Here is a 19149-nt window from a genome sequence, read left to right as displayed (position 1 = left end):
CCCCTTCTCAGTTATTTGCACCATATTCCGTACGCGCGATGATCGCATCCTGCGCCTCTGGCATGAGAGAGGTGAACAGCGCGCAATAGCCCGCAACCCTTACCATAAGGTTCCCATGCTCCTCCGGGCGTTCCTTTGCGGCCCGCAGCGTTTGTGAATCAATGATATTAAACTGGTTGTGGAAAATATTTTTTCCCTTTGTCGTCTCCAAAAACGCTACAAATTTATCCAGGTTTTCCTCGCCCTCCAAAAGGCCCGGGCTAAACCTCATATTGAGCAACTGGCCGCCTGCCATACGCTTATTGGGAAGCTTGGAAACAGAGTTGATGACCGAGGTCGGCCCGTTGAGGTCTGCGCCAAGGCAGGGCGACGCGCCTTCGTTGAGCGGCGAACCCGCAAGCCTGCCGTCCGGCGTCGCTCCAACGTCCATCCCGTTTGGCACATAGGATGAAATATTCGAGGTAGACATCGTATATCCGCAGCCAATCGGCCCTCTCCCCGCACGGTCTGTCTTATAACCCGGCAGCAAGTCGAGATAGGAATTGAACACATCAACCACCAGCTCATCTACGTAATCGTCGTCATTTCCAAATTTTGGAACATTCCTGCACAGCTTACGCAGGTGCAGGCCCGCTTCTCCCTGCCAGTTGCTGTCAAGCGCATTCCGCAGCTCCTGCATTGTAACGGTTTTCTCCTCAAATACCAGTTTTTTAATGACTGCAAGCGAATCGCCTACAACCGACATCCCAATGTTGGACTGGCTGACATAATCGTATTTTGCGCCGCCGTTTTTGAGCGTCTTGCCGCGCTCGAGGCAGCAATCTACAAGCGATGACGCAAAGGAGTCGGAATCGTAATATTTCAGCGACCGGTCGCACACAAGATCGCATTCCACCGCAAGGTCCGTATAAAATTTCAGCAGCTTTTTCCATGCGGCCCATACTTCGTCGTAACTCTTGTAGTCAATATCCCGGCCCTGTTTGCCTGTAATGCTTACGATTTGTACGCCGCTTTCCGGATCGTAGCCGTTGTTCATCACAAGCTCCATAATTTTTCCAAAGTTGATGTAGGTCATACCCGTCGCCCTGTGGCCCCACTTGCCGGGAATCGCCACCTCGACGCACCCCATGGAAGCGTAATCCCGCGCTGTTTCAAGGTCGATATCCAGCGTTTGCATCGCAGGGATTACGACGTCGTCCGCAAACATGGACGGCTGCCCAAAGCCCGTTCGGATGAGCTTTGCAGCGTCTACAATCAGGCTGCGCGGCGTACCGTCGTGATAGCGTACGCTGAGGTTCGGCTCCGGCAGGCGGTTCAGGTTCATTGCTTCAAGACACAAATACGACAAGTCGTTCGTGCCGTCTGTTCCGTCCGGCTTCAACCCGCCCAGTATCAGGTTAGAGTACAGCGGATATCCCGCTGAATACTGCGTGTGATCCCACGGGCGCACTTTATTGATGCTGTTCGTCTGGATGAAGAAGTGCGTAATGATCTCAAGCGCCCTGTCTTTATTGATTACGCCCGCCTTCATATCCTTTTCGTAATACGGATAAATATATTGGTCGAATCGTCCAAACGAGAAGGAATGTCCGTTGCTTTCGATCATCATCAGCAGATGCGTAAGGTAAATCGTCTCTACCGCCTCATAAAAGCTGCGCGCTCCGCCCTCCATAAGGTTTTTGCACATTTCTGAAATTTCAAGCAGTTCGCTTTTGCGTTTTTCATCGGTTTCCACCTGCGCCATTTCAGCGGCCAGCACGCTGTACCGTTTGATGTATTTGAGCACCGCTCCCAGTGAAATCACCGCAGCCTCGTAAAATTCCTTTTGTTCCTGCGTGAGTCCCTCTTTTTTGAGATTTTCCTCCGCAATTTTCTTCAGTCCGCCATAGCCTTTTTCGAGCAGCATCTCATGGTTTGGAATAATATGTCCGTCGCCCGACATACTGATACCGCCGCAGTGGATCACATTTTGCTTTTGCGCCTGTTTCACATCGTGCGGCAGGTTTTCCTGTACCTCGTCCGCATGAGTTTTTCCCTTCCAATAGGGCGCGATTGCTTTCAGGCGTTCCTTCGTTTCCTCTGTAATGTAAAACATATCGCCCGTACGTTTTTCAAATTCGTCAAGCTCTTCGATCACCCAGTCATAGGAATACTCCGGGAATACAGGCGCCGCGAAATTTTTGCTGGCCTGGTTTCCGACGATCAGCGTATCGTCGTCAATATAGATCGTCATTTTTTCCAGAATACGGTCAAGTGCCTTCGCGCGGCGCACAATCATCGGTTCGCCCTCTGTTTCACGGAAAACCTCCGTGATGATCTCCGCACGTTCCGGGCAAATACTTGCCTTGCGGTCAGTCATTTTCTTTTGCATTCTTTCAATTCGGCTGAAATCAACCGTTTTATCCTTTGGTTCATAGCTTAAAAAATTCATTGTAAACCCTCCTGTTCTTATAGCGAAGTCAATAAAGAAGGTGAATCGTTCGTATCGTTAGAACCTTTTATTGACAGAGCATGCAGCCTGCATGATTTTGGTATTTTTCATGGCCGGGCTGTAAAAGCGTTTTTGACGTATATGAAGGACAACATAGGATGTGCTCCTACATTTCTCACATTTTTTATACTGTTATCTCTTCGGTAACTTCATCCTACCACATCGATCATATTATGTCAACTATTTTTGTTCTTTTATGTTCTTTTAATTATAATAAGCTGTTTTCGGCACTTCAAACCTGTTCTTTTATGTTATTTCATGAAATATTTTCTGCCCATTTGTTAAAAGGGTACAAAAAAAGCGGGAATCGATGATTCCCGCTTTGGTTTTCTCTGTCAGTCAGCGATAATGACCTCTACGCCGCAGGCACGGGCACGCTCGACCTGCTGCGGATCAGTGCCGCTGTCTGTAATAATCTCGTCAAAATTCCTTACATCGGCATATTTGATCAGGTAATTATCTCCCCATTTTTCATTGTTGAGCAACAACACCCGTTTTTTGCCTGCTTCCAGAAGCGCGCTTTTTACACCCGCATCTTCAATATCCGGCACAGTCGCGCCCTTTTCCACATCAAAGCCCTGCGTGCCCATAAATACGGTGTCCACGTTAAACTTGTTATAAAAATCAATCGTCATATTGGAAAGCACGCCCGCAGACGTTTCGCTGTATTCGCCCGGGGCCAGAATCAGTTTGATCTTATTGTTTGACTGGAGGTAATTCACGATTGCCCATGAATTTGTAATTACCGTAATGCGTTTGTCCTGGATATAATTGGCAAGCTGCAGCGTTGTGGTTCCGCAGTCGATGATAATCGAATCCCCGTTTTTCACCATTTCCGCAGCCACACGCGCAACATTTTTTTTATTCTGCTGCATCTGCCCGGCCTTCAGCGAAAAGCTCGGCTCAATAGCCGTCCCCTGGTTGATATACGCTCCGCCGTAATTTGTTGTCACCAGCCCCTGCCGCTCGAAAAGCGCAAGATCGCGTCGAATCGTCATTGCAGACACGTCAAATTTTTTCGCAAGCTCGTTTACTTCCACCGTTTTTTCGGCCTGCATGATTTCAAAGATCTGCATCCGCCTTTGTGTTGACGTCATAGATAAGCCTCCTTCGCGATGAGAATATCCGTTTTTTCAACTATAACACCTGCAGCTTGATTTGTAAACGCACATCATTGAACTATTTTTGAAATACATTTTTGTTTGTTCTATTCTTTTTCACATTTTTATCAACACCATCGTGTGAATTCGTGTTTTTACGGCTGAACTCATATTTTTTCTTCTTTAAAATAAAGACATATCAACAAAACATATGATATGTAGATCAATCTCAAAAAAATGACAAAGGAGGAGAATTATGAAACTGACACTGGAGCAGCTGAAAACGGGGATCTCGGATTATCTCGAAGAGTTGCGTACAAAAGGTCTCGCTAAGTCGACATTTCATGTTTATGCGCGAAATCTTCTTTATATGACGGACTATTTCGAAAATGAAATGAAACGGCAGGAAATTTCGCAGTCAGACATTGCACGCTTTAAATTCCATGTGGAATCCAGATACAAAAATGCCACTGCTGTAAATATTATCGGCATCACAAACCGTTTGCTCCGTTTTATGCACTATGACAGCTTTTGTATCAAGAACATCAAAAAGGAGCATCCCGATCATCTCCCGGACGTACTGACGCGCGAGGAATACAAAAAATTACTCGCCGTTGCTTCCAGGGAAGACAGTAAACTTTACTATATCATCCGCACCATCGCGGGTACAGGAATCAATTACAGCGACCTTGAGTTTATCACCGTAGAGGCTGTTACAAAGGGTTATGCCCAGGCATGCCGCAACGATAAAACGTGGGATATCGTTATCTCGCGCAATCTTCAGGAGGTGTTGCTGGGTTACTGCGCCGAAAACGGTATGAGCAGCGGCATCATTTTCTACGGCAAGGGCAACAACAAAATCATAGACCGCGCCTACATCTGCCGCCAGCTTAAAATTCTGGGCAACATGGTGAAAATTTCCGACAATAAGCTCACAATGAGGGCATTGCGCCTGTTCTTCTCATACATTTACCTGCAGAGCGAAAACAATATTTTTGAACTGAACGAATTGCTGGGAAACAAAATGTATGCCGATAAACAAATACTTCCGTCAAGGAGCATCGCGGAAAAAAGCCGTGTGCTGGCAAGCCTGAAGCTGTAACAAAAAACGGGGATACATACCCCCGTTTTTTTATTTCTGAATTTATTGTATCCGGTTGTCGCCCGCATATTGCGGAAAGGCCGGCGCTGCAAGAATAAACGCATGTTATTCGTGTGCTGATTTCCCGCGCATTTCCAAAGCTGCGGCGACCATATTGGCCAGGCTGGCCTTTACTTCCTTTTCTGCACGCGTCTTCAATCCGCAATCAGGATTTACCCAAACCTTGTACGGTGACGCGTTTTCCAATATCCGTTTCAATACGGATACTATTTCCGCTATCTCAGGCACCCGCGGCGAATGGATATCATAAACGCCGGGGCCGACATCTGTCCTAAAACCATTTGCGGCAAGGGCGTCAAGTATCGTCAGATCCGAGCGCGACGCCTCAAATGTAATCACGTCCGCATCCATTGCGTCTATCTGCTTAATAATATCATTAAATTCACTGTAGCACATATGTGTATGTATCTGTGTCTCCGGCTTTACGCCACTATGCACAAGCCGGAATGCCGGGATCGCCCAGTCAAGATATCGGCTGTCCCAATCTGTTTTACGCAAAGGCAGCTTCTCGCGCAGCGCAGCTTCGTCTATCTGTATGATCCTGATTCCGTTCCGCTCCAAATCAAGCACTTCTTCGCGGATGGCCAGCGCAATTTGCAGAGTCGACTCCCTTAAAGAGATATCCTCACGCGGGAAGGACCAGTTGAGGATCGTAACAGGCCCGGTCAGCATTCCTTTTACCGGTTTTTGTGTCAAGCTCTGGGCATAAACGGATTCACGAACCGTCATCGCTCCCCGGAACGACACATCTGCCCATATGATCGGCGGCTTTACACACCGCGTGCCATACGATTGCACCCATCCCTTTTGCGTGAATAGAAAACCATCCAGCTTCTCGCCAAAATATTCTACCATATCGTTCCGTTCAAATTCGCCATGTACCAGAACGTCGAGGCCAATTTCTTCCTGCAGCGCGATACACTCCGCGATCTTTTTCTGGATAAATGCGTGGTACTGCTCATCCGTCACAGCGCCGCTTTTCCATCCGGCACGGTTTGCACGCACTTCTGCCGTCTGCGGAAAAGAACCGATTGTAGTTGTTGGCAGCAACGGCAGCCCAAAAACCTCTTTTTGCAGTTTTTTTCGCTCGTCAAAATCCGGCAGTCTTACAAAATCCGCATCGCGCAAAGCTTTTATCTTTTCACGAACCGCGTCGTTCCCGCATTCCCTTGGCTTATCAAACAAACGAATATTTTCCTGAAACGCAGCATTCCCTTCCGTGTGTGCCGCAGACAAAATATCCTTGAGCTCTTCAAGTTCCGCCAGCTTTTCCTGCGCGAACGCCAGATATCGTTTTTGATGGCCTGAAAGCATTTCTTCGCTATCCAGCGTATATGGAACATGCAGAAGCGAGCACGAGGTTCCAATCACAGTTTCCGGGCATACGGCCTGCAAACTCCGAACCAGCTCAACCGTTTTATTGTAATTATTTCTCCAGATATTTTTTCCGTTGACTACCCCGGCAAACAATAATTTGCCGGATGGAAATCCCTGTTTTAAAACCAGTTCAAGGCTTTTTTCGCCTTCTACGAAATCCAGTCCTATGCCGTCAAACGCAAGCTCCATCACCTGTGTATAGCAATCCCTGATATCTCCAAAATAGGTTTGCAGAAGACATTTCGCGGCCTTTTTGGACGCCAGTATCTGTTTGTATAATTTTTGGAATAGAGAAATATCCTTTGCTGTCATGTCCATTACAAGGGCAGGTTCGTCAAATTGTATCCACTCCACGCCATTTTCTTCAAGCGAAGCCACCAGTTCTCCATATACGGCGGCTACCGCTTCAGCGACCTCTTCTGCGGTCCTGTTCCCAGTAAAACGCGCCAGCTTCAGAAAGGTAAACGCACCGGGAATAACAGGCTTTGTCATAATGCCAAGCCCTTTCGCTTCCAAAAACTCGCGCAAAACCTTATTATTCGTCAAACGGATTTCCGTTTCATCGTCGATTTCCGGAACCATATAATGATAATTCGTATTGAACCACTTTTTCATGGCCAGCGCCTTAACGTCGCCATGATTTCCCTGATATCCGCGCGCCATGGCAAAATAAGTTTCAAGCCTGTTGAGTCCAAGCGCCTGATATCTCTGTGGAACAATCCCAAGCATGTTCGCCGTATCTAAAATCGTATCATAGAAAGAAAAATCATTGGACGGTATCAAATCAACCCCGTGCATTTTCTGGGTTTCCCAGTGCAGTTTACGCAGCCTTCGTGCCTGTGTTTGTAGCTCCTCTTTTGAAATTTCCTGCCGAAAATATTTCTCTGAAGCAAACTTCAATTCGCGGTTCGCGCCAATACGCGGGTACCCGATTACCGATGTTTTCATGGCAACAAAAAACCTCCTGTTTCATTAATGATATTTTTAATTATTATCAATATATCACAGAAGATTTGGTATTGAGTAATTCTTATAATTTCTAATTGGTTATAGTTTTTTTCTATAGCCGGTTATTTTGATATTCCTTAATGTAATGCCGCAGCTTTTCAACATACGCTGTCGCCATCGCACTCATTCCAGTGCCCTTGCGGATTATATAACCGACGCGCATCTTTTCGCCGCTACCAAGTGGAACCGAAACGATATTCGGGCCGTTGAGGTCTTCGCTGAGAATCCCGGTGGAAATCGTATATCCGTCAAGCCCAATGAGCAGGTTGAAGAGCGTCGCCCTGTCGCTGACCTTAATCGTTTTGGGATGGTAAATCGTACTGAGGATTTCCTCCGCATAATAGAAGGAATTATATACCCCCTGTTCAAAAGAGAGGCAGGGATATGGCTTCAAATCGTCCAGCGTAACCTCATCAAGGTTTGCAAGCGGATTGCTCTTGCTGATAAAGATATGTGGCTGCGCTTCGAACAGCAATTGAAACGCAAGGGAGTTTTCCCTGAAAATTTTCATCATCACTTTTTCATTGAAATCACTTAAATAAAGAACGCCGAGTTCACTGCGTAAATTTTTCACATCCTCGATGATGTCGTTTGTCCTGGTTTCGCGCAATGTAAAATCGTATTCATCATGACTGTAATCCTTGATCAGGTTGACAAAAGCATTGACGGAAAACGCATAATGCTGGGTGGAAACGGCAAATACCCTGCGGATGGGCCGCGAATGTTTATACCTTTGCTCCAAAAGCTCCAGCTGTTCTGTTACCTGGCGCGCATATCCCAAAAACTCCGCGCCTTCAGCAGATAACGCAATTCCACGATTGGAGCGTACAAACAGCTCAATCCCCAGTTCTTTTTCCAGTTCGCGAACCGCGCTCGAAAGACTCGGCTGTGTAATAAAAAGCTTTTCCGCTGCTGCGTTCATCGAACCGGAATTGACAATTTCAATCATGTATTTCAGTTGTTGCAACGTCATTTTATGCTCTCCTGTTTCGCATCCAATAATAATTAACGATTCAATCGTCCCGGCCGCGAATACGGATTAACCAGCTTTAAACTGTTCCGCCCGCTTTTTTGTACTTACCGTACACCTTCCAGCTATCTTTTTGCATTCTGGAAAATCACTTTTTTGAAATTTGTATGCTCATACTGCTCCCTGATTTCAGGTTCTATCATGGGTTTTATTGCGTGTTCTTTATTATAACACTTCGCAGGCGTGTGTCCTTCCCGGCATTTTTCCCACGCAAGCGTTCCCTTCCTGGCAAACGTCACAATGTCTTTTTGTATTTCCTGTGAAACGCTTCTGGCCCTCTTTTTTGACGGAGTCAACAGCATAATCAGCCTCGCCATGCTCGCATCAAAATTACCGAATACAAACGGCAGGTCGCTCGAATGGAACGCGTGCAGTCCGCTTGCTTTCATCGCCGCAGTTTCATAATCAAACCGGTACATCCACGTATCAGCATACCGTCCGTATTGCTCCGCATACCAAACGCTACCTATACGGAACGCCATATCCGTATACATCATAGATTTCCAAAGACGGCTGTTTTGATACACCTGCTGGTAAACCTTCGGCGTCCGGTCTTTGGTTTCTTTGCTTTCCATACTAACACCTGCGCTCATGATGCCCTCCACATCAAGAGCCTTTGCCACCGGTTTGATGAGGACAAAAGCCATTTCCTCTTTTGTGGTGCCAATCAGCATCGGTATTTTCCCCGCGCTGCCGTCCCTAACCGCAGGGATCGGAAACTCAGGGACAAACCCGCCGTCAATCTCGATGCGAAAGGTCCCTACGCCAAGCCCGCACCTCCGGGAAAATTCTTTTTCCCGCGCGACAAGCGCGCTGGCCGGTGTTTCCATCAGCTTCTTTGCGCTATGAAGCCCGGTGCATTCCAAAAAGCTGCGCGAGGTATTCACGCATTCTTCTTTATCCTGTAGAAGCGCCGGACATCCGCTCATAACGATACATTTTGATACCAGCTCCTTCGCCGCCGGCAAAGTTGGAAGCGTCGCGGTAATCGTCCCTCCTGCCGACTGGCCGAAAACCGTGATATTGTCAGGATCTCCCCCAAATTGCGCGATGTTTTCTTTGGTCCATTTCAAAGCCTGCACAACGTCATATAATCCACAATTAGGATGAAAATCTTCGTCCAGAAATGAAAAATCCAGAAAACCAAGTAGCCCAACGCGGTAATTGATCGTCACTACAACAACATCGCCAAACCGCGAAAGCTTTGCGCCGTGATACATCCGCTCGCTCCCTGCGCCGCTGGAAAACGATCCGCCATGAATAAACAACAGCACAGCACGCTTTTGGCCGTCAGCAGCGGGAGACCATATATTAAGGTACAGGCAATCCTCCGACGACCTGCCCCGCACCCTGCTTTGCTGCGGGCAAATCGGCCCGAATTCCACAGCGTCACGAATCCCGCTCCACGCCTCGGCCTGTTGTGTGGGTGCAAATCGCAAAGCGCCAACCGGGGGCTTTGCATAAGGAATCCCCCGCCATACAAAAACGCCCTCGTCATCCGTTCCCTTCACTTTTCCAATGCTTGTTTCCACCACGTACTTGCGCACTATCATCCACTCCATTGTTTTCAAACCGCATAACGGTTTTATCTTGCCATTATTTACGCTATATCCATTATACTACACCAAAACAGGATTTGTGTAACGCCTATTTTTATAAATCATACCTGCGTAAAAAGGTCGTTTTTTAACGTAAAAGCCCCAAAGTAAAAATACAGATGTGCTATAATATGATAGGGAGGTATGTATGATTCAATTTGGAATTTGTGATGATAATAAAATAGACCTTACCTATATCCATGAACTGATTCAAAGATTTTCCAATACCTACCATGACGAATTCGATTACTGCGTCGCCAGGTTCTATGACGCGTCAAGTCTTCTTGAAAGCGTCAACGCCGGGCACTCCTTTGATATTCTTTTTTTGGATGTGCTCCTGCCCGGCTGCGACGGAATAGAACTGGCAAAAAAGATACGCCTGCGCGATGAAAGTTGTATGATTATTTTTTTAAGCGTATCTCCTGAATTTGCGATTTCTTCTTATGAAGTCGGCGCATTTTATTATCTGCTCAAGCCGGTGGAACAGGATAAATTTTATGTGGTCATGAAAAAAGCGCTCGAGGCGCTGCATACCCGCACAGAAAACAGTCTTGTTATCAAGACAAGCTCCGGCATAGAACGGATTCGTTATTGCGATATTGCCTATATTGAAAGCATGGACCATAAGCAGATCCTGCACAAAAAAGAGGGCAGTACGCTCGTTTTTTACGCGCGTATTTCCGATATTTTTAAAACGCTGTCCTGCGACAGCCGCTTCGTAATGCCCCACCGCTCTTACATTGTTAACCTGAACTGCGCCAGCGCAATTTCTTCCAAAGACCTTACGCTGATAGGAAATCTCAGGGTTCCCGTCTCGAAAAAAAACTACCCGCAGATCAAAAGGCATTACCTTGATTTTTTGTTTATGACGTCCGGGGAGGACTGCTCCTGTGAATGAATTGTTCACCCCATCCGGCTCTTTGCCGGAAACCGCCGCCCTGCAATTTCTGTGTAATTTTTCAACGATTATCATGTTTTTTATCTTTACGCGGGCCATTACAGAGCTGCGTTTCAAAAAACGCATTACGATTATCATTTCGGCCTTATATTATGTCGTTATTTTTATGCTTTCCATCTTTTTCCTGCCATCCGGGGACCAAGGCTTGTCGCTTTGGAGCATACTCTTTACCGCTTTCCTGCCGACAATTATTTTGCTGCATATCACATCGCGCGGATCGTTTTTCCAGATCGTTACCATGTGGAGCATTGGCATTATCTTTTTCTATGTGATCACACTTTCCGGGCTATACGTACGTCTTGCAAATCATTCCGTGATCGCAGACCTCCTCGTGCGTATTATTATATTTGTGCCAATTCTTATCCTTGTTTTTCGGTTCATAAGAAAGCCCGCTCTGGAATTTACACACAGCATCCATAAATACTGGTCGTTTATCTGGCTGCTTCCGTTTTCTATTGCAGTTCTGCTTACCTACCTGATTTATTCCCCCATCAATATCCTGATATATCCGGGCAATATCCCGCCCGCAGTCGCCTTACTTGCGATTTCGATTTTTTCGATTGCAGTCCTCTACCTTATTTTTCGCGAAACGGGAAATTCGATCCGTCATCAAAGGGACGGAGAACTTATGAAAACACAGCTTGAGGCGCAAAAAAAACAATTTGTGTTGCAGGAGGAAAATATACGGCTTACAAAGATGTATCGTCATGATATGCGTCACCATATTGCGGTCATTTCCGACTTCCTGCAAAAGGGTGAAACACAAAAGGCCCTTTTATATCTGCATAAAACCCAATCTTCACTGGAGAACATGACGCTTGAAGCTTTTTGCAGTCACAGCGCCGCAAACGCCGTCTTGTCTTCTTATCATACCGCGGCCCTTCAAAAAGGAATCGATATGTGTATCCATGCTGAGATTCCGGATAAACTTTCAATCGATGAAACCGAGCTATGCGCAGTGCTTGCCAACTGCGTTGAAAATGCTGTTTGTGCCTGCGCCAATCTGCCTGCTCAAAAACAGATCGATATTTTGGTCAAATATACGCCGGGCGTTCTGGCCATGCAGATAAAAAATCCATACACCGGAACCATTGATTTTGACAATGAGGGCCTTCCCCTTTCCACGCATCCGGAAGGCGGGATCGGAATACGAAGTGTTTTGATGATTGTACAAAAATACTCAGGTGTTTTGACCATTACTGCGGATGATGGAATTTATACAATACGCGTGGTACTGAATGAAATAAAAAAGTGAAATATTCTGCCCCGGAAACATGAAAAAATATTGCTTTTACCGGGTGCGTGTGATATTATATTGCAAGACAATTCGATTTGAATTGTCTTTTCAGTGAAATGGCGGCGTAGCTCAGTTGGCTAGAGTACTCGGTTCATACCCGATTGGTCGGTGGTTCGAATCCACTCGCCGCTACCAAGAAAAGCTGATTGTAGAGCGGTTTTCTGCAATCAGCTTTTACTATTGACCTTTCAAAAGTTCTACATGCTAAAAAAGACTAGGGATATTAGCAAAATACCTGTCGCTTAGTATGTTTGCTGTCTTTTCTTTATTCGCTAAATTATCGTGAGCATAGAGAAGCGTAGCGTCAATATCTGAGTGTCTTAGCCATGATTGGATTTCAAAAACTGAAAATCCCATAGAACGGAGCAAGCTCGCTGTACTGTGGCGCAACTCATGCAGAGTAACAATCGGCAAGTTGTTTTGGATTAGTATTTTTTTCAGTCTGTCATTCAGATAATGAAGATCAAAGCGTTTCCCATCATTTCGCTTAATTATGATATCATTGTCATCATAATTTTCGCCATAGACTTCAACAATAGTTATTAAAATTTATAAATGCTGGAACCGCTGCCTTACAACAATGCCAAAAATACTGCTTGGAGAAAATATTGTCTGATTGTTCAATAACAAACCCGACAAGTACCAGTCTGTATGGCAAAAAGCATGGTTAAATTTTGTTGGATTTGAGTTGAACGCCACTGTTGGCTGCCTGAAAACCTCTTTCAATATAATACTGGAAGCATTTGGTGTGTATGGTATAATTTAGTTCAAGAACATCAGAAGGGGAAAACCATGTGTGATATTTTGAAATTTTCTGATAGCAGGACATTCCGTGCGTGGCTGGAAAAAAACAATGCAAGCAGCGATGGAGTATGGCTGCTTTTTGGCAAAAAAGGCGGGCCGGAAACGCTCTCGGCAGACGCCGCTCTAAAGGAAGCCCTTTGTTTTGGTTGGATCGATGGAAAAATGCAGAGTATCGATAATAAAACCTATAAAAAATATTTTGCCTGCCGCCGCCCAAACAGCAAGTGGTCGGACAAAAACAAACGTTTAGCCAAGCATCTTGAACAACAGGGAAGGATGACCGATTCCGGGCGGGTTAAAATTGAAGAAGCTCGAAAAAATGGCCAGTGGGATGTCCCGAAGCCTCCGCAAATAACAGAAAAGCAAATTACATTTTTGTCTGAATTGCTGAAGCAGTATGAGCCTGCTTATACAAACTTTGCTGCAATGCCCCCATCCGTAAAAAAGACATATATGCGAGCATATCTTGATGCAAAAACAGATGCCGGGCGGGAAAAGCGACTGGCATGGATGGTGGAACGCCTGAATCAAAACCTAAAACCGATGTAACCCCTGATGTCAGATTCGTGATTTCGGGATTATAGATAGAGCGATCAAATGGAAGCTTATGCAAAGAACCTGGTAACGATGTTTGCCAGGTTCTTTTTACGTCTTTTCAGCCGTTCCCCATAGATTTATCGTCAGATACTCCGTCCAAGTTCTTCTGCTTTTTCCAGAATTCCTGACTTCTCTATGGCGCCTTCATCGTCCATGCCGCCTGTCCGCAATATTCCACGGTCTTTCCAGCCCAAAAAATCAGCTGATAATTGATACATTGTTTCAATAGGCTTGTATTCTTCTTCACCAGTATCCCCGCCGCACACAAACAAATAACATTCCTTAATTGCCAGCTTGCGCAGCCCTCCTGCGCCGCCATAAGCATACAGCTTATCAATCGCGCCTTTAATTTGGGCAGGAAAGGACAGCCAGTAAAGCGGCGTGGAGATTAAAACAACCTCGCAGCTTTCCAGCAATGGTTCCAGTTCATTGAAATCATCTTTGACAGAACAGGCTGTACCTGTGCTCCAGCAAGTATTACAGGCCCTGCATCCGTCAATATTTTTAAAGGCAGTTTCAAACTTTGTAACGCAATGCCCTGCTTGCTCCGCTCCTTTTATAAATGCGTTCGCCATTTTATCCGTATTACCGTTTTTCCTTGGACTCGCCGTTAATACCAAAACTTTTTTGCTCATAATCTCCCCCTCCTTAAAATGGTTGGCTAACCATGATACATTCATTATACTGTGCCACTAAAAATAATCAAGTATACCATCCGATTGTATATTGTCCATTTCCGGAACCGCAATATCACCAGTGTTCGGCTTCATTTTGCGTATAGCATTGCCTTTTATCGCAAATTTGACCGGATCGACGATATTTTAAAACGGGCGGGCAAGCGAATGTATGCCAATAAAAAACAAAGGAAATCAAAATAATCGTAGGAAATCTGTTTCGGATGTGATATCGTTAAACGAAGCAATATTTTTATATCTGTTGTATATTAAAAAATTTATATAGTTTGGAGAATCATTTAATGGCTTGTACAAAATGCGGCGCTACACTCCCTACGGGCGCACTTTATTGCCCAAAATGCGGTTTGCAGCAACAAGTACCGCTTCCCAGAGAACCACTGCCCGAAACTCCGGAGGAACGATGGCTTCGTAAGGGGCTTTATTTTCTCGACAACTATTTAGCATTTGTAGCCGTAGGCGTACTTGCTGTAATAACCGTGATTCTATTTGCCGTTGGATCGCAGGGCTTTACGTCGTGGAGCGCAACAAACGTGGCGCAGCAGTTTTGTCTTGTGGGCGCCCTTGCCCTGGCTGCGCTTGTTTCCACCCGGACGGGCGGGCTCGATATTTCCATTGGCGGAATGATGGCCTTATCTGCGATGATATTCGCAATGTATACATCAGCAGACAATCCTGTCGCCGGTTTCCTGATGGCTTTGGTTATTTGTGTCGCACTGGGTTTTTTAAATGGACTTTTTATTATGGTGCTGCGTATCCCTTCCCTTCTGGTTACGGTGGCAAGCGCCATGCTGATCCGCGGGATCTCCATGTGGGCCAGCAACGGCATGAGCATTGATCTGCCGCAGGAATGGAAAAGCATGAGTATTGCGGCTCCCGTCCTGGCCCTGTGCATTTCAGTAGGTATCGTAATCTTCCTGTTATGGCGGACAGGCGGTTTTTCCAGGGATAAAAAAAGCATTTATGGCAAAGTAAAATTTTTCTGGATTTATGGCCTGATTGCAGTAATCGGCGTGCTTGCCGGGTGGGCCGCGGCTATTTGCTTTGGCTCGGCAAACGCGGGCATTGGCTCCGGTTCCAGCAACGAAATGATTCTCTTGTTTATTTTCGCAGTTATCTCCGCAAGCGGCCTGCTGAAAAGTAACTGGATCGCCCTTGCGTGGGTGCTGCTCATGGCAATCCTGTGGACAATACACGACCAGGCAATGATCCTCTTGCAGCTAAACCCTTTTTCTATGATGGTAAGCAACGCTTCATGGGTATTTATCCTGATAGCTGTTATGTCCATTGCGAAACACAGCTGGAAAAAACCAATGTGGGAAACGCTGAATCCTTAAACCTGCCATTCTATTGGTTTTTTTGTCTGCCAGTCCTATTTTTCTCTATCTTTTGGGCTGTATTTGTGCTATATTTAGAATGATATTTTTAACAGCATTTTAATAAATCGCAGCGCATATTGTGCGCATAAAGATGTTTGCTGTGTAACAGTTTTTTGCAGATGCTGCCTGTGCAACACTGCAAGAGTAAAAATCAGAGGTTTTAATCATTATGATAGTAACGGATGAACAAAGACAGCGTATACAGGACGCTGAAAAAATGCTTAATGAGGCGACTGCGTCGCTCGACCTCCCTTCCTTAAGGGAACAGCTTGCGGATTTGAACGCACAAATGGAGGCGCCGGATTTCTGGAACGATGTAGAAAACGCCAATAAAATTACCAAACAGGAAAAACCCCTCAAGGGAAAAATCACTTTATGTGAAAGGCTCACTTCCTCCCTTGACGACCTGAAAGTACTGGTTGATATGGTCGATGAGGAACAGGATGACGAGCTTCTTGCAGAACTCAACAGTGAACTCGACCAGTTTGAAAAGGATGTAACGGAATTTCATCTTCAAACCCTGCTTTCCGGAACCTACGACAGCAACAACGCGATCATTTCGCTGCATGCCGGGGCCGGCGGCACCGAGGCGCAGGATTGGGCCCAGATGCTGATGCGCATGTATACGCGCTGGGCGGAGCGCCATGGCTATGACGTCAAAATCCTCGATTACCTGGACGGAGACGATGCTGGCATCAAGAGTGTAACCATGCTTATTTCAGGTGATAATGCTTACGGCTATATGCGGAACGAAAAAGGCGTTCACCGCCTCGTGCGGATTTCGCCATTTGACTCCAACGCACGCAGGCATACCTCTTTTGCGTCACTGGACGTTATGCCGGAAATTGACGATGCAGATAACGACATCGAAGTCAATGCAGACGACATCCGTGTGGATACCTACCGCTCTTCAGGCGCGGGCGGGCAGCATGTTAATAAAACGTCCTCTGCAATCCGTATCACCCATTTTCCAACGGGTATCGTCGTGCAATGCCAGAATGAACGTTCCCAGCTGCAAAACCGCGAAACCGCGATGCGTATGCTAAAATCCAAGCTTGCGGAAAAACGCGAGGAAGAACGTATGGCGGAGCTTGCAAAAATCAAAGGCGACCAAAAGAAAATTGAATGGGGAAGCCAGATTCGTTCCTATGTATTCTGCCCTTACACAATGGTAAAGGATCATCGCACCAACGTGGAAACCGGAAACATCAATGCGGTAATGGACGGCGATATTGACGAGTTTATCAAGGGCTGTCTTATCCAGGGCTTCTGATTACAAGGCGTATATCAAAAGAAGGATATGGAAATCCATATCCTTCTTTTTTTCATCATAAAGCTATCGCTATTTTTTCCTGACCGGGAAATAAATTTCCGTCACAAGCTTATCCTCCGGCACCTCGTAGGGAGAATTCAGGTACTTATCATATGGCGCGTCTGCAATTTCGTAGCCGTTCTCTTCAATCCATTTCGCAATCGCAGCGTAGGTTTCCCCCAAACTTGAGTATGCCCCCAAGTGTACGCCCATAGCGCATATCCGCCCCGGGAAAGTCCTTGTTACACCGCTCTTTTCCGAAACGATTGCGCCAATTTCAACGTCCGAGCTTTCCGGATTAAATTCCTCACAGTAATAAATCGCCATAAGCCCGCCCGTGCATTCCAGTTTGTTTGCCTTCAGCTTGTCCATAACCTTGCCAAACATCTTCCCAAAATCTTTCATGGATATCACATCGCGTTCGCTTACAATTTCTACCGGCTTTGTTTCCACAAGTTTAATTTCTGTTTTCATCGTACTCATAATATCGATTCCTTTCTCCAACTTTTCCATATCCTCGCGCATTTTGCGCATGAGCTCCTGGTGCCGCGTCAGGATCGTTCCCTGCTCCGTATATTTCGCCGCAAAGCGCGCGGCGACTACGTGCGCCTCCGCGTGTAACAGGCTGCTGATTTCATCCAGCGTAAATCCGTAATCTTTGCATTTCAGGATAAAAAACATGTCGCGGAACTGCGAAGCCTCATAATACCTGTAGCCTGTTTCGCCGCTGATGTGCGCGGGCCTCAAAAGCCCGATATTATCATAATGCCTCAGCGTCTTTGTGGTTACCATACACAGATTCGAAAATTCTCCTATCGTATACATCAGTTGCTCCTTTACTTTTTTCGGAACCGGTTCCTTATGTGTTTAGTATAAGGCTTGACGTTGGGGAAAGGTCAACTACTTTTTACCAATATTTTTTAAAAAAGAAAAAGGGCTTGAATAAGCCCTTTTATCGTTTGGCGGTAATCGCCCGTTTTACTACTCCGCAGGCATTTCGGATTCCACAGGTTGCGGCGTTACCTGCGTCTCTGTTTCCGGCGCAGGAAGGTCCTCAGCCTGGGTGGGCGGCTGCATCGCGTCAGGTTGTGCTTCCGGGGTAGGCTGCGCCGTTGGCTCCGGCGTTTCCGGTGCGGGCTCCGTAGCTGCGGGAGCAGTTACTCCAAGCGCATCCTCCCACGTATAAACCGCAGTCTGTCCGCCGTATGAATAGGTAACGCTTTCCACCTTGTCAAACACAGACTTGTCTGTTCCCGAATTGGTAAGCGCCACCGTAACCGTAGCTCCCGGCAGCTTTGTTCCCAAAAAGGCCGCAAATGCTGCTGAAACATCGTGCACAGATATATTGTTCCCGTCCGCGGCGCGCCATGGCGAATCCTTGCCGCATTCACACGATACGGTGGTATCCTGGGTTCCAAAGGAACTGATTTTCAAAATACTGTTTGCCTGCGCACCGCAAGCCTCGTACGGGTATTTTGACCAGAAATCACCCGCCGCCTGATACAAAATCTGCGCGCCAGCCTGTACATCCGCAGCGTCAAAACGATACGATGCGCTGCTCTTAAGCGCCTCCGTTCCGTTCTCTTCCGCCATCATTGATATCGCTCTTTCTCCCATAATATCGCCTTGCATCACATTAAGCCCCATGACATAAATGCTGCCCTGCCATACGCGTGCTCCAATATAAAGTGGTCCCGTCTGATGCACCGGCGTAATGAGCAAAGGCCTTGACGTCTGTACTTGGACACTATTGAGGTATATTTTTACCTCCCACTTTCCATTCGTGGACGGCATCATTGAAATGGTGAGTTTATGCCCGCCCTTCAGTTCTTCCAGATCAAATCCCTGTGCTGTTAACTGCTCTGCTGTTGCAATGCCTGTATAGCTGGATTCGTTTCCCTGCTGCTTGGGATCATCGTTGGAAAGATCCAGCTCCCGTGCTCTCATAGAAATCCCGCCGTTATCATACTGCAGGCAGGTTCCCCGGATGGTTTGCGTTTCCGGATTATACTGTCCATCGAGATAAACGCCAAACTTGCTCATGTTGTTTTCACCGATCGCCGCGCTCAGGGTATATCCCTCTTCAAAATAATCCACGCTGATATACGCGTCTCCCCTTCCCTTGAGGGAAATATCGGTGTTTTTAATCGTCGCCTCAGAATTATCATAAGCGCAATGCTTCAGCTCCGCCGGATACGTTTCAGCAGGGCTGCCTTCCAATGTAATATTCCCGGTAAAATCCAGCGTTTTGCTGTAAATCGCCATTGTCCCGGACACCGCGGACGCGATGACCGCAACGGCAACTATAGCAATAACCAGCGCCCTCTTTGCATTTTTTTTCATT

At 46.4% G+C, this 19149-nt stretch carries 15 protein-coding genes and 1 tRNA gene; 7 read left to right on the top strand and 9 right to left on the bottom strand.

Annotated features, from left to right (window positions below; genetic code table 11):
• Positions 1-7: 7 nt before the first annotated feature.
• A complete protein-coding gene (locus ACS5WU_RS04210) occupies positions 8-2431 on the bottom strand; it encodes a glycyl radical protein (protein ID WP_302759942.1) in 2424 nt (807 codons plus the stop codon).
• Positions 2432-2826: 395 nt separating this feature from the next.
• Entirely contained in the window at positions 2827-3588 is a 762-nt protein-coding gene (locus ACS5WU_RS04205; RefSeq protein WP_052740532.1) for a DeoR/GlpR family DNA-binding transcription regulator, read from the bottom strand.
• A 259-nt stretch (positions 3589-3847) separates the two neighbouring features.
• Between ACS5WU_RS04205 and ACS5WU_RS04200 the strand changes: the two genes are divergently transcribed.
• A complete protein-coding gene (locus ACS5WU_RS04200; RefSeq protein WP_046444053.1) occupies positions 3848-4693 on the top strand; it encodes a site-specific integrase in 846 nt (281 codons plus the stop codon).
• Positions 4694-4798: 105 nt separating this feature from the next.
• Here ACS5WU_RS04200 and metE read toward each other — a convergent pair whose 3' ends face one another.
• From metE to ACS5WU_RS04185, 3 genes are all read right to left on the bottom strand, one after another.
• Positions 4799-7078 carry a 5-methyltetrahydropteroyltriglutamate--homocysteine S-methyltransferase gene (gene metE, locus ACS5WU_RS04195; RefSeq protein WP_465088963.1) on the bottom strand — a complete coding sequence of 760 codons (2280 nt, stop codon included), beginning with the start codon at positions 7076-7078 and terminating at the stop codon, positions 4799-4801.
• A 112-nt stretch (positions 7079-7190) separates the two neighbouring features.
• Complete coding sequence (locus tag ACS5WU_RS04190; RefSeq protein ID WP_302759940.1) at positions 7191-8111, bottom strand: LysR family transcriptional regulator; 921 nt, start codon at positions 8109-8111, stop codon at positions 7191-7193.
• A 122-nt stretch (positions 8112-8233) separates the two neighbouring features.
• On the bottom strand, positions 8234-9730 hold the full coding sequence (locus ACS5WU_RS04185; protein WP_302759939.1) for a carboxylesterase/lipase family protein: 1497 nt from the start codon (positions 9728-9730) through the stop codon (positions 8234-8236).
• 184 nt (positions 9731-9914) lie between these two features.
• On the opposite strand from ACS5WU_RS04185, the gene ACS5WU_RS04180 reads away from it, so the two are divergent.
• From ACS5WU_RS04180 to ACS5WU_RS04170, 3 genes are all read left to right on the top strand, one after another.
• Positions 9915-10664, top strand: a complete 750-nt coding sequence (locus tag ACS5WU_RS04180) for a LytR/AlgR family response regulator transcription factor (protein WP_465088962.1) — start codon at positions 9915-9917, stop codon at positions 10662-10664.
• Positions 10657-11979, top strand: coding sequence for a sensor histidine kinase (locus tag ACS5WU_RS04175; protein WP_046444049.1), 1323 nt, complete (start codon positions 10657-10659; stop codon positions 11977-11979). Before ACS5WU_RS04180 ends, ACS5WU_RS04175 begins: the two co-directional genes overlap by 8 nt.
• 100 nt (positions 11980-12079) lie before the next feature.
• Positions 12080-12156: transfer RNA gene (locus tag ACS5WU_RS04170), tRNA-Met, on the top strand.
• A 69-nt stretch (positions 12157-12225) separates the two neighbouring features.
• Here ACS5WU_RS04170 and ACS5WU_RS04165 read toward each other — a convergent pair.
• Positions 12226-12558 (bottom strand): tyrosine-type recombinase/integrase, encoded by a 333-nt coding sequence (locus ACS5WU_RS04165; RefSeq protein WP_413815484.1) that lies wholly within the window; start codon positions 12556-12558, stop codon positions 12226-12228.
• A 255-nt stretch (positions 12559-12813) separates the two neighbouring features.
• On the opposite strand from ACS5WU_RS04165, the gene ACS5WU_RS04160 reads away from it, so the two are divergent.
• Complete coding sequence (locus ACS5WU_RS04160) at positions 12814-13374, top strand: YdeI/OmpD-associated family protein (RefSeq protein WP_046444045.1); 561 nt, start codon at positions 12814-12816, stop codon at positions 13372-13374.
• A gap of 131 nt (positions 13375-13505) precedes the next feature.
• Here the strand turns inward: ACS5WU_RS04160 and ACS5WU_RS04155 are convergent, their stop codons facing one another.
• Positions 13506-14057 (bottom strand): flavodoxin family protein, encoded by a 552-nt coding sequence (locus ACS5WU_RS04155; RefSeq protein WP_302759937.1) that lies wholly within the window; start codon positions 14055-14057, stop codon positions 13506-13508.
• A gap of 341 nt (positions 14058-14398) precedes the next feature.
• On the opposite strand from ACS5WU_RS04155, the gene ACS5WU_RS04150 reads away from it, so the two are divergent.
• A complete protein-coding gene (locus tag ACS5WU_RS04150) occupies positions 14399-15451 on the top strand; it encodes a zinc-ribbon domain-containing protein (protein ID WP_302759936.1) in 1053 nt (350 codons plus the stop codon).
• A gap of 211 nt (positions 15452-15662) precedes the next feature.
• Positions 15663-16766 (top strand): peptide chain release factor 2, encoded by a 1104-nt coding sequence (gene prfB / locus ACS5WU_RS04145; RefSeq protein WP_046444042.1) that lies wholly within the window; start codon positions 15663-15665, stop codon positions 16764-16766.
• A gap of 69 nt (positions 16767-16835) precedes the next feature.
• Here prfB and ACS5WU_RS04140 read toward each other — a convergent pair whose 3' ends face one another.
• Positions 16836-17630, bottom strand: coding sequence for a MerR family transcriptional regulator (locus tag ACS5WU_RS04140; protein WP_302759935.1), 795 nt, complete (start codon positions 17628-17630; stop codon positions 16836-16838).
• A 156-nt stretch (positions 17631-17786) separates the two neighbouring features.
• A complete protein-coding gene (locus ACS5WU_RS04135) occupies positions 17787-19148 on the bottom strand; it encodes a hypothetical protein (protein ID WP_302759934.1) in 1362 nt (453 codons plus the stop codon).
• Position 19149: the final 1 nt, after the last annotated feature.

It is taken from the genome of Christensenella sp. KGMB01412 (assembly GCF_055522415.1).
This window is presented reverse-complemented; position numbering and strand designations above follow the sequence as displayed.

Bases quoted from the DNA above. Each gene is read 5' to 3' on its own strand.
- ACS5WU_RS04210 (WP_302759942.1), bottom strand. From the start codon at position 2,431: ATGAATTTTTTAAGCTATGAACCAAAGGATAAAACGGTTGATTTCAGC.
- ACS5WU_RS04205 (WP_052740532.1), bottom strand. From the start codon at position 3,588: ATGACGTCAACACAAAGGCGGATGCAGATCTTTGAAATCATGCAGGCC.
- ACS5WU_RS04200 (WP_046444053.1), top strand. From the start codon at position 3,848: ATGAAACTGACACTGGAGCAGCTGAAAACGGGGATCTCGGATTATCTC.
- metE (WP_465088963.1), bottom strand. From the start codon at position 7,078: ATGAAAACATCGGTAATCGGGTACCCGCGTATTGGCGCGAACCGCGAA.
- ACS5WU_RS04190 (WP_302759940.1), bottom strand. From the start codon at position 8,111: ATGACGTTGCAACAACTGAAATACATGATTGAAATTGTCAATTCCGGT.
- ACS5WU_RS04185 (WP_302759939.1), bottom strand. From the start codon at position 9,730: ATGGAGTGGATGATAGTGCGCAAGTACGTGGTGGAAACAAGCATTGGA.
- ACS5WU_RS04180 (WP_465088962.1), top strand. From the start codon at position 9,915: ATGATTCAATTTGGAATTTGTGATGATAATAAAATAGACCTTACCTAT.
- ACS5WU_RS04160 (WP_046444045.1), top strand. From the start codon at position 12,814: ATGTGTGATATTTTGAAATTTTCTGATAGCAGGACATTCCGTGCGTGG.
- ACS5WU_RS04155 (WP_302759937.1), bottom strand. From the start codon at position 14,057: ATGAGCAAAAAAGTTTTGGTATTAACGGCGAGTCCAAGGAAAAACGGT.
- ACS5WU_RS04150 (WP_302759936.1), top strand. From the start codon at position 14,399: ATGGCTTGTACAAAATGCGGCGCTACACTCCCTACGGGCGCACTTTAT.
- prfB (WP_046444042.1), top strand. From the start codon at position 15,663: ATGATAGTAACGGATGAACAAAGACAGCGTATACAGGACGCTGAAAAA.
- ACS5WU_RS04140 (WP_302759935.1), bottom strand. From the start codon at position 17,630: ATGTATACGATAGGAGAATTTTCGAATCTGTGTATGGTAACCACAAAG.
- ACS5WU_RS04135 (WP_302759934.1), bottom strand. From the start codon at position 19,148: ATGAAAAAAAATGCAAAGAGGGCGCTGGTTATTGCTATAGTTGCCGTT.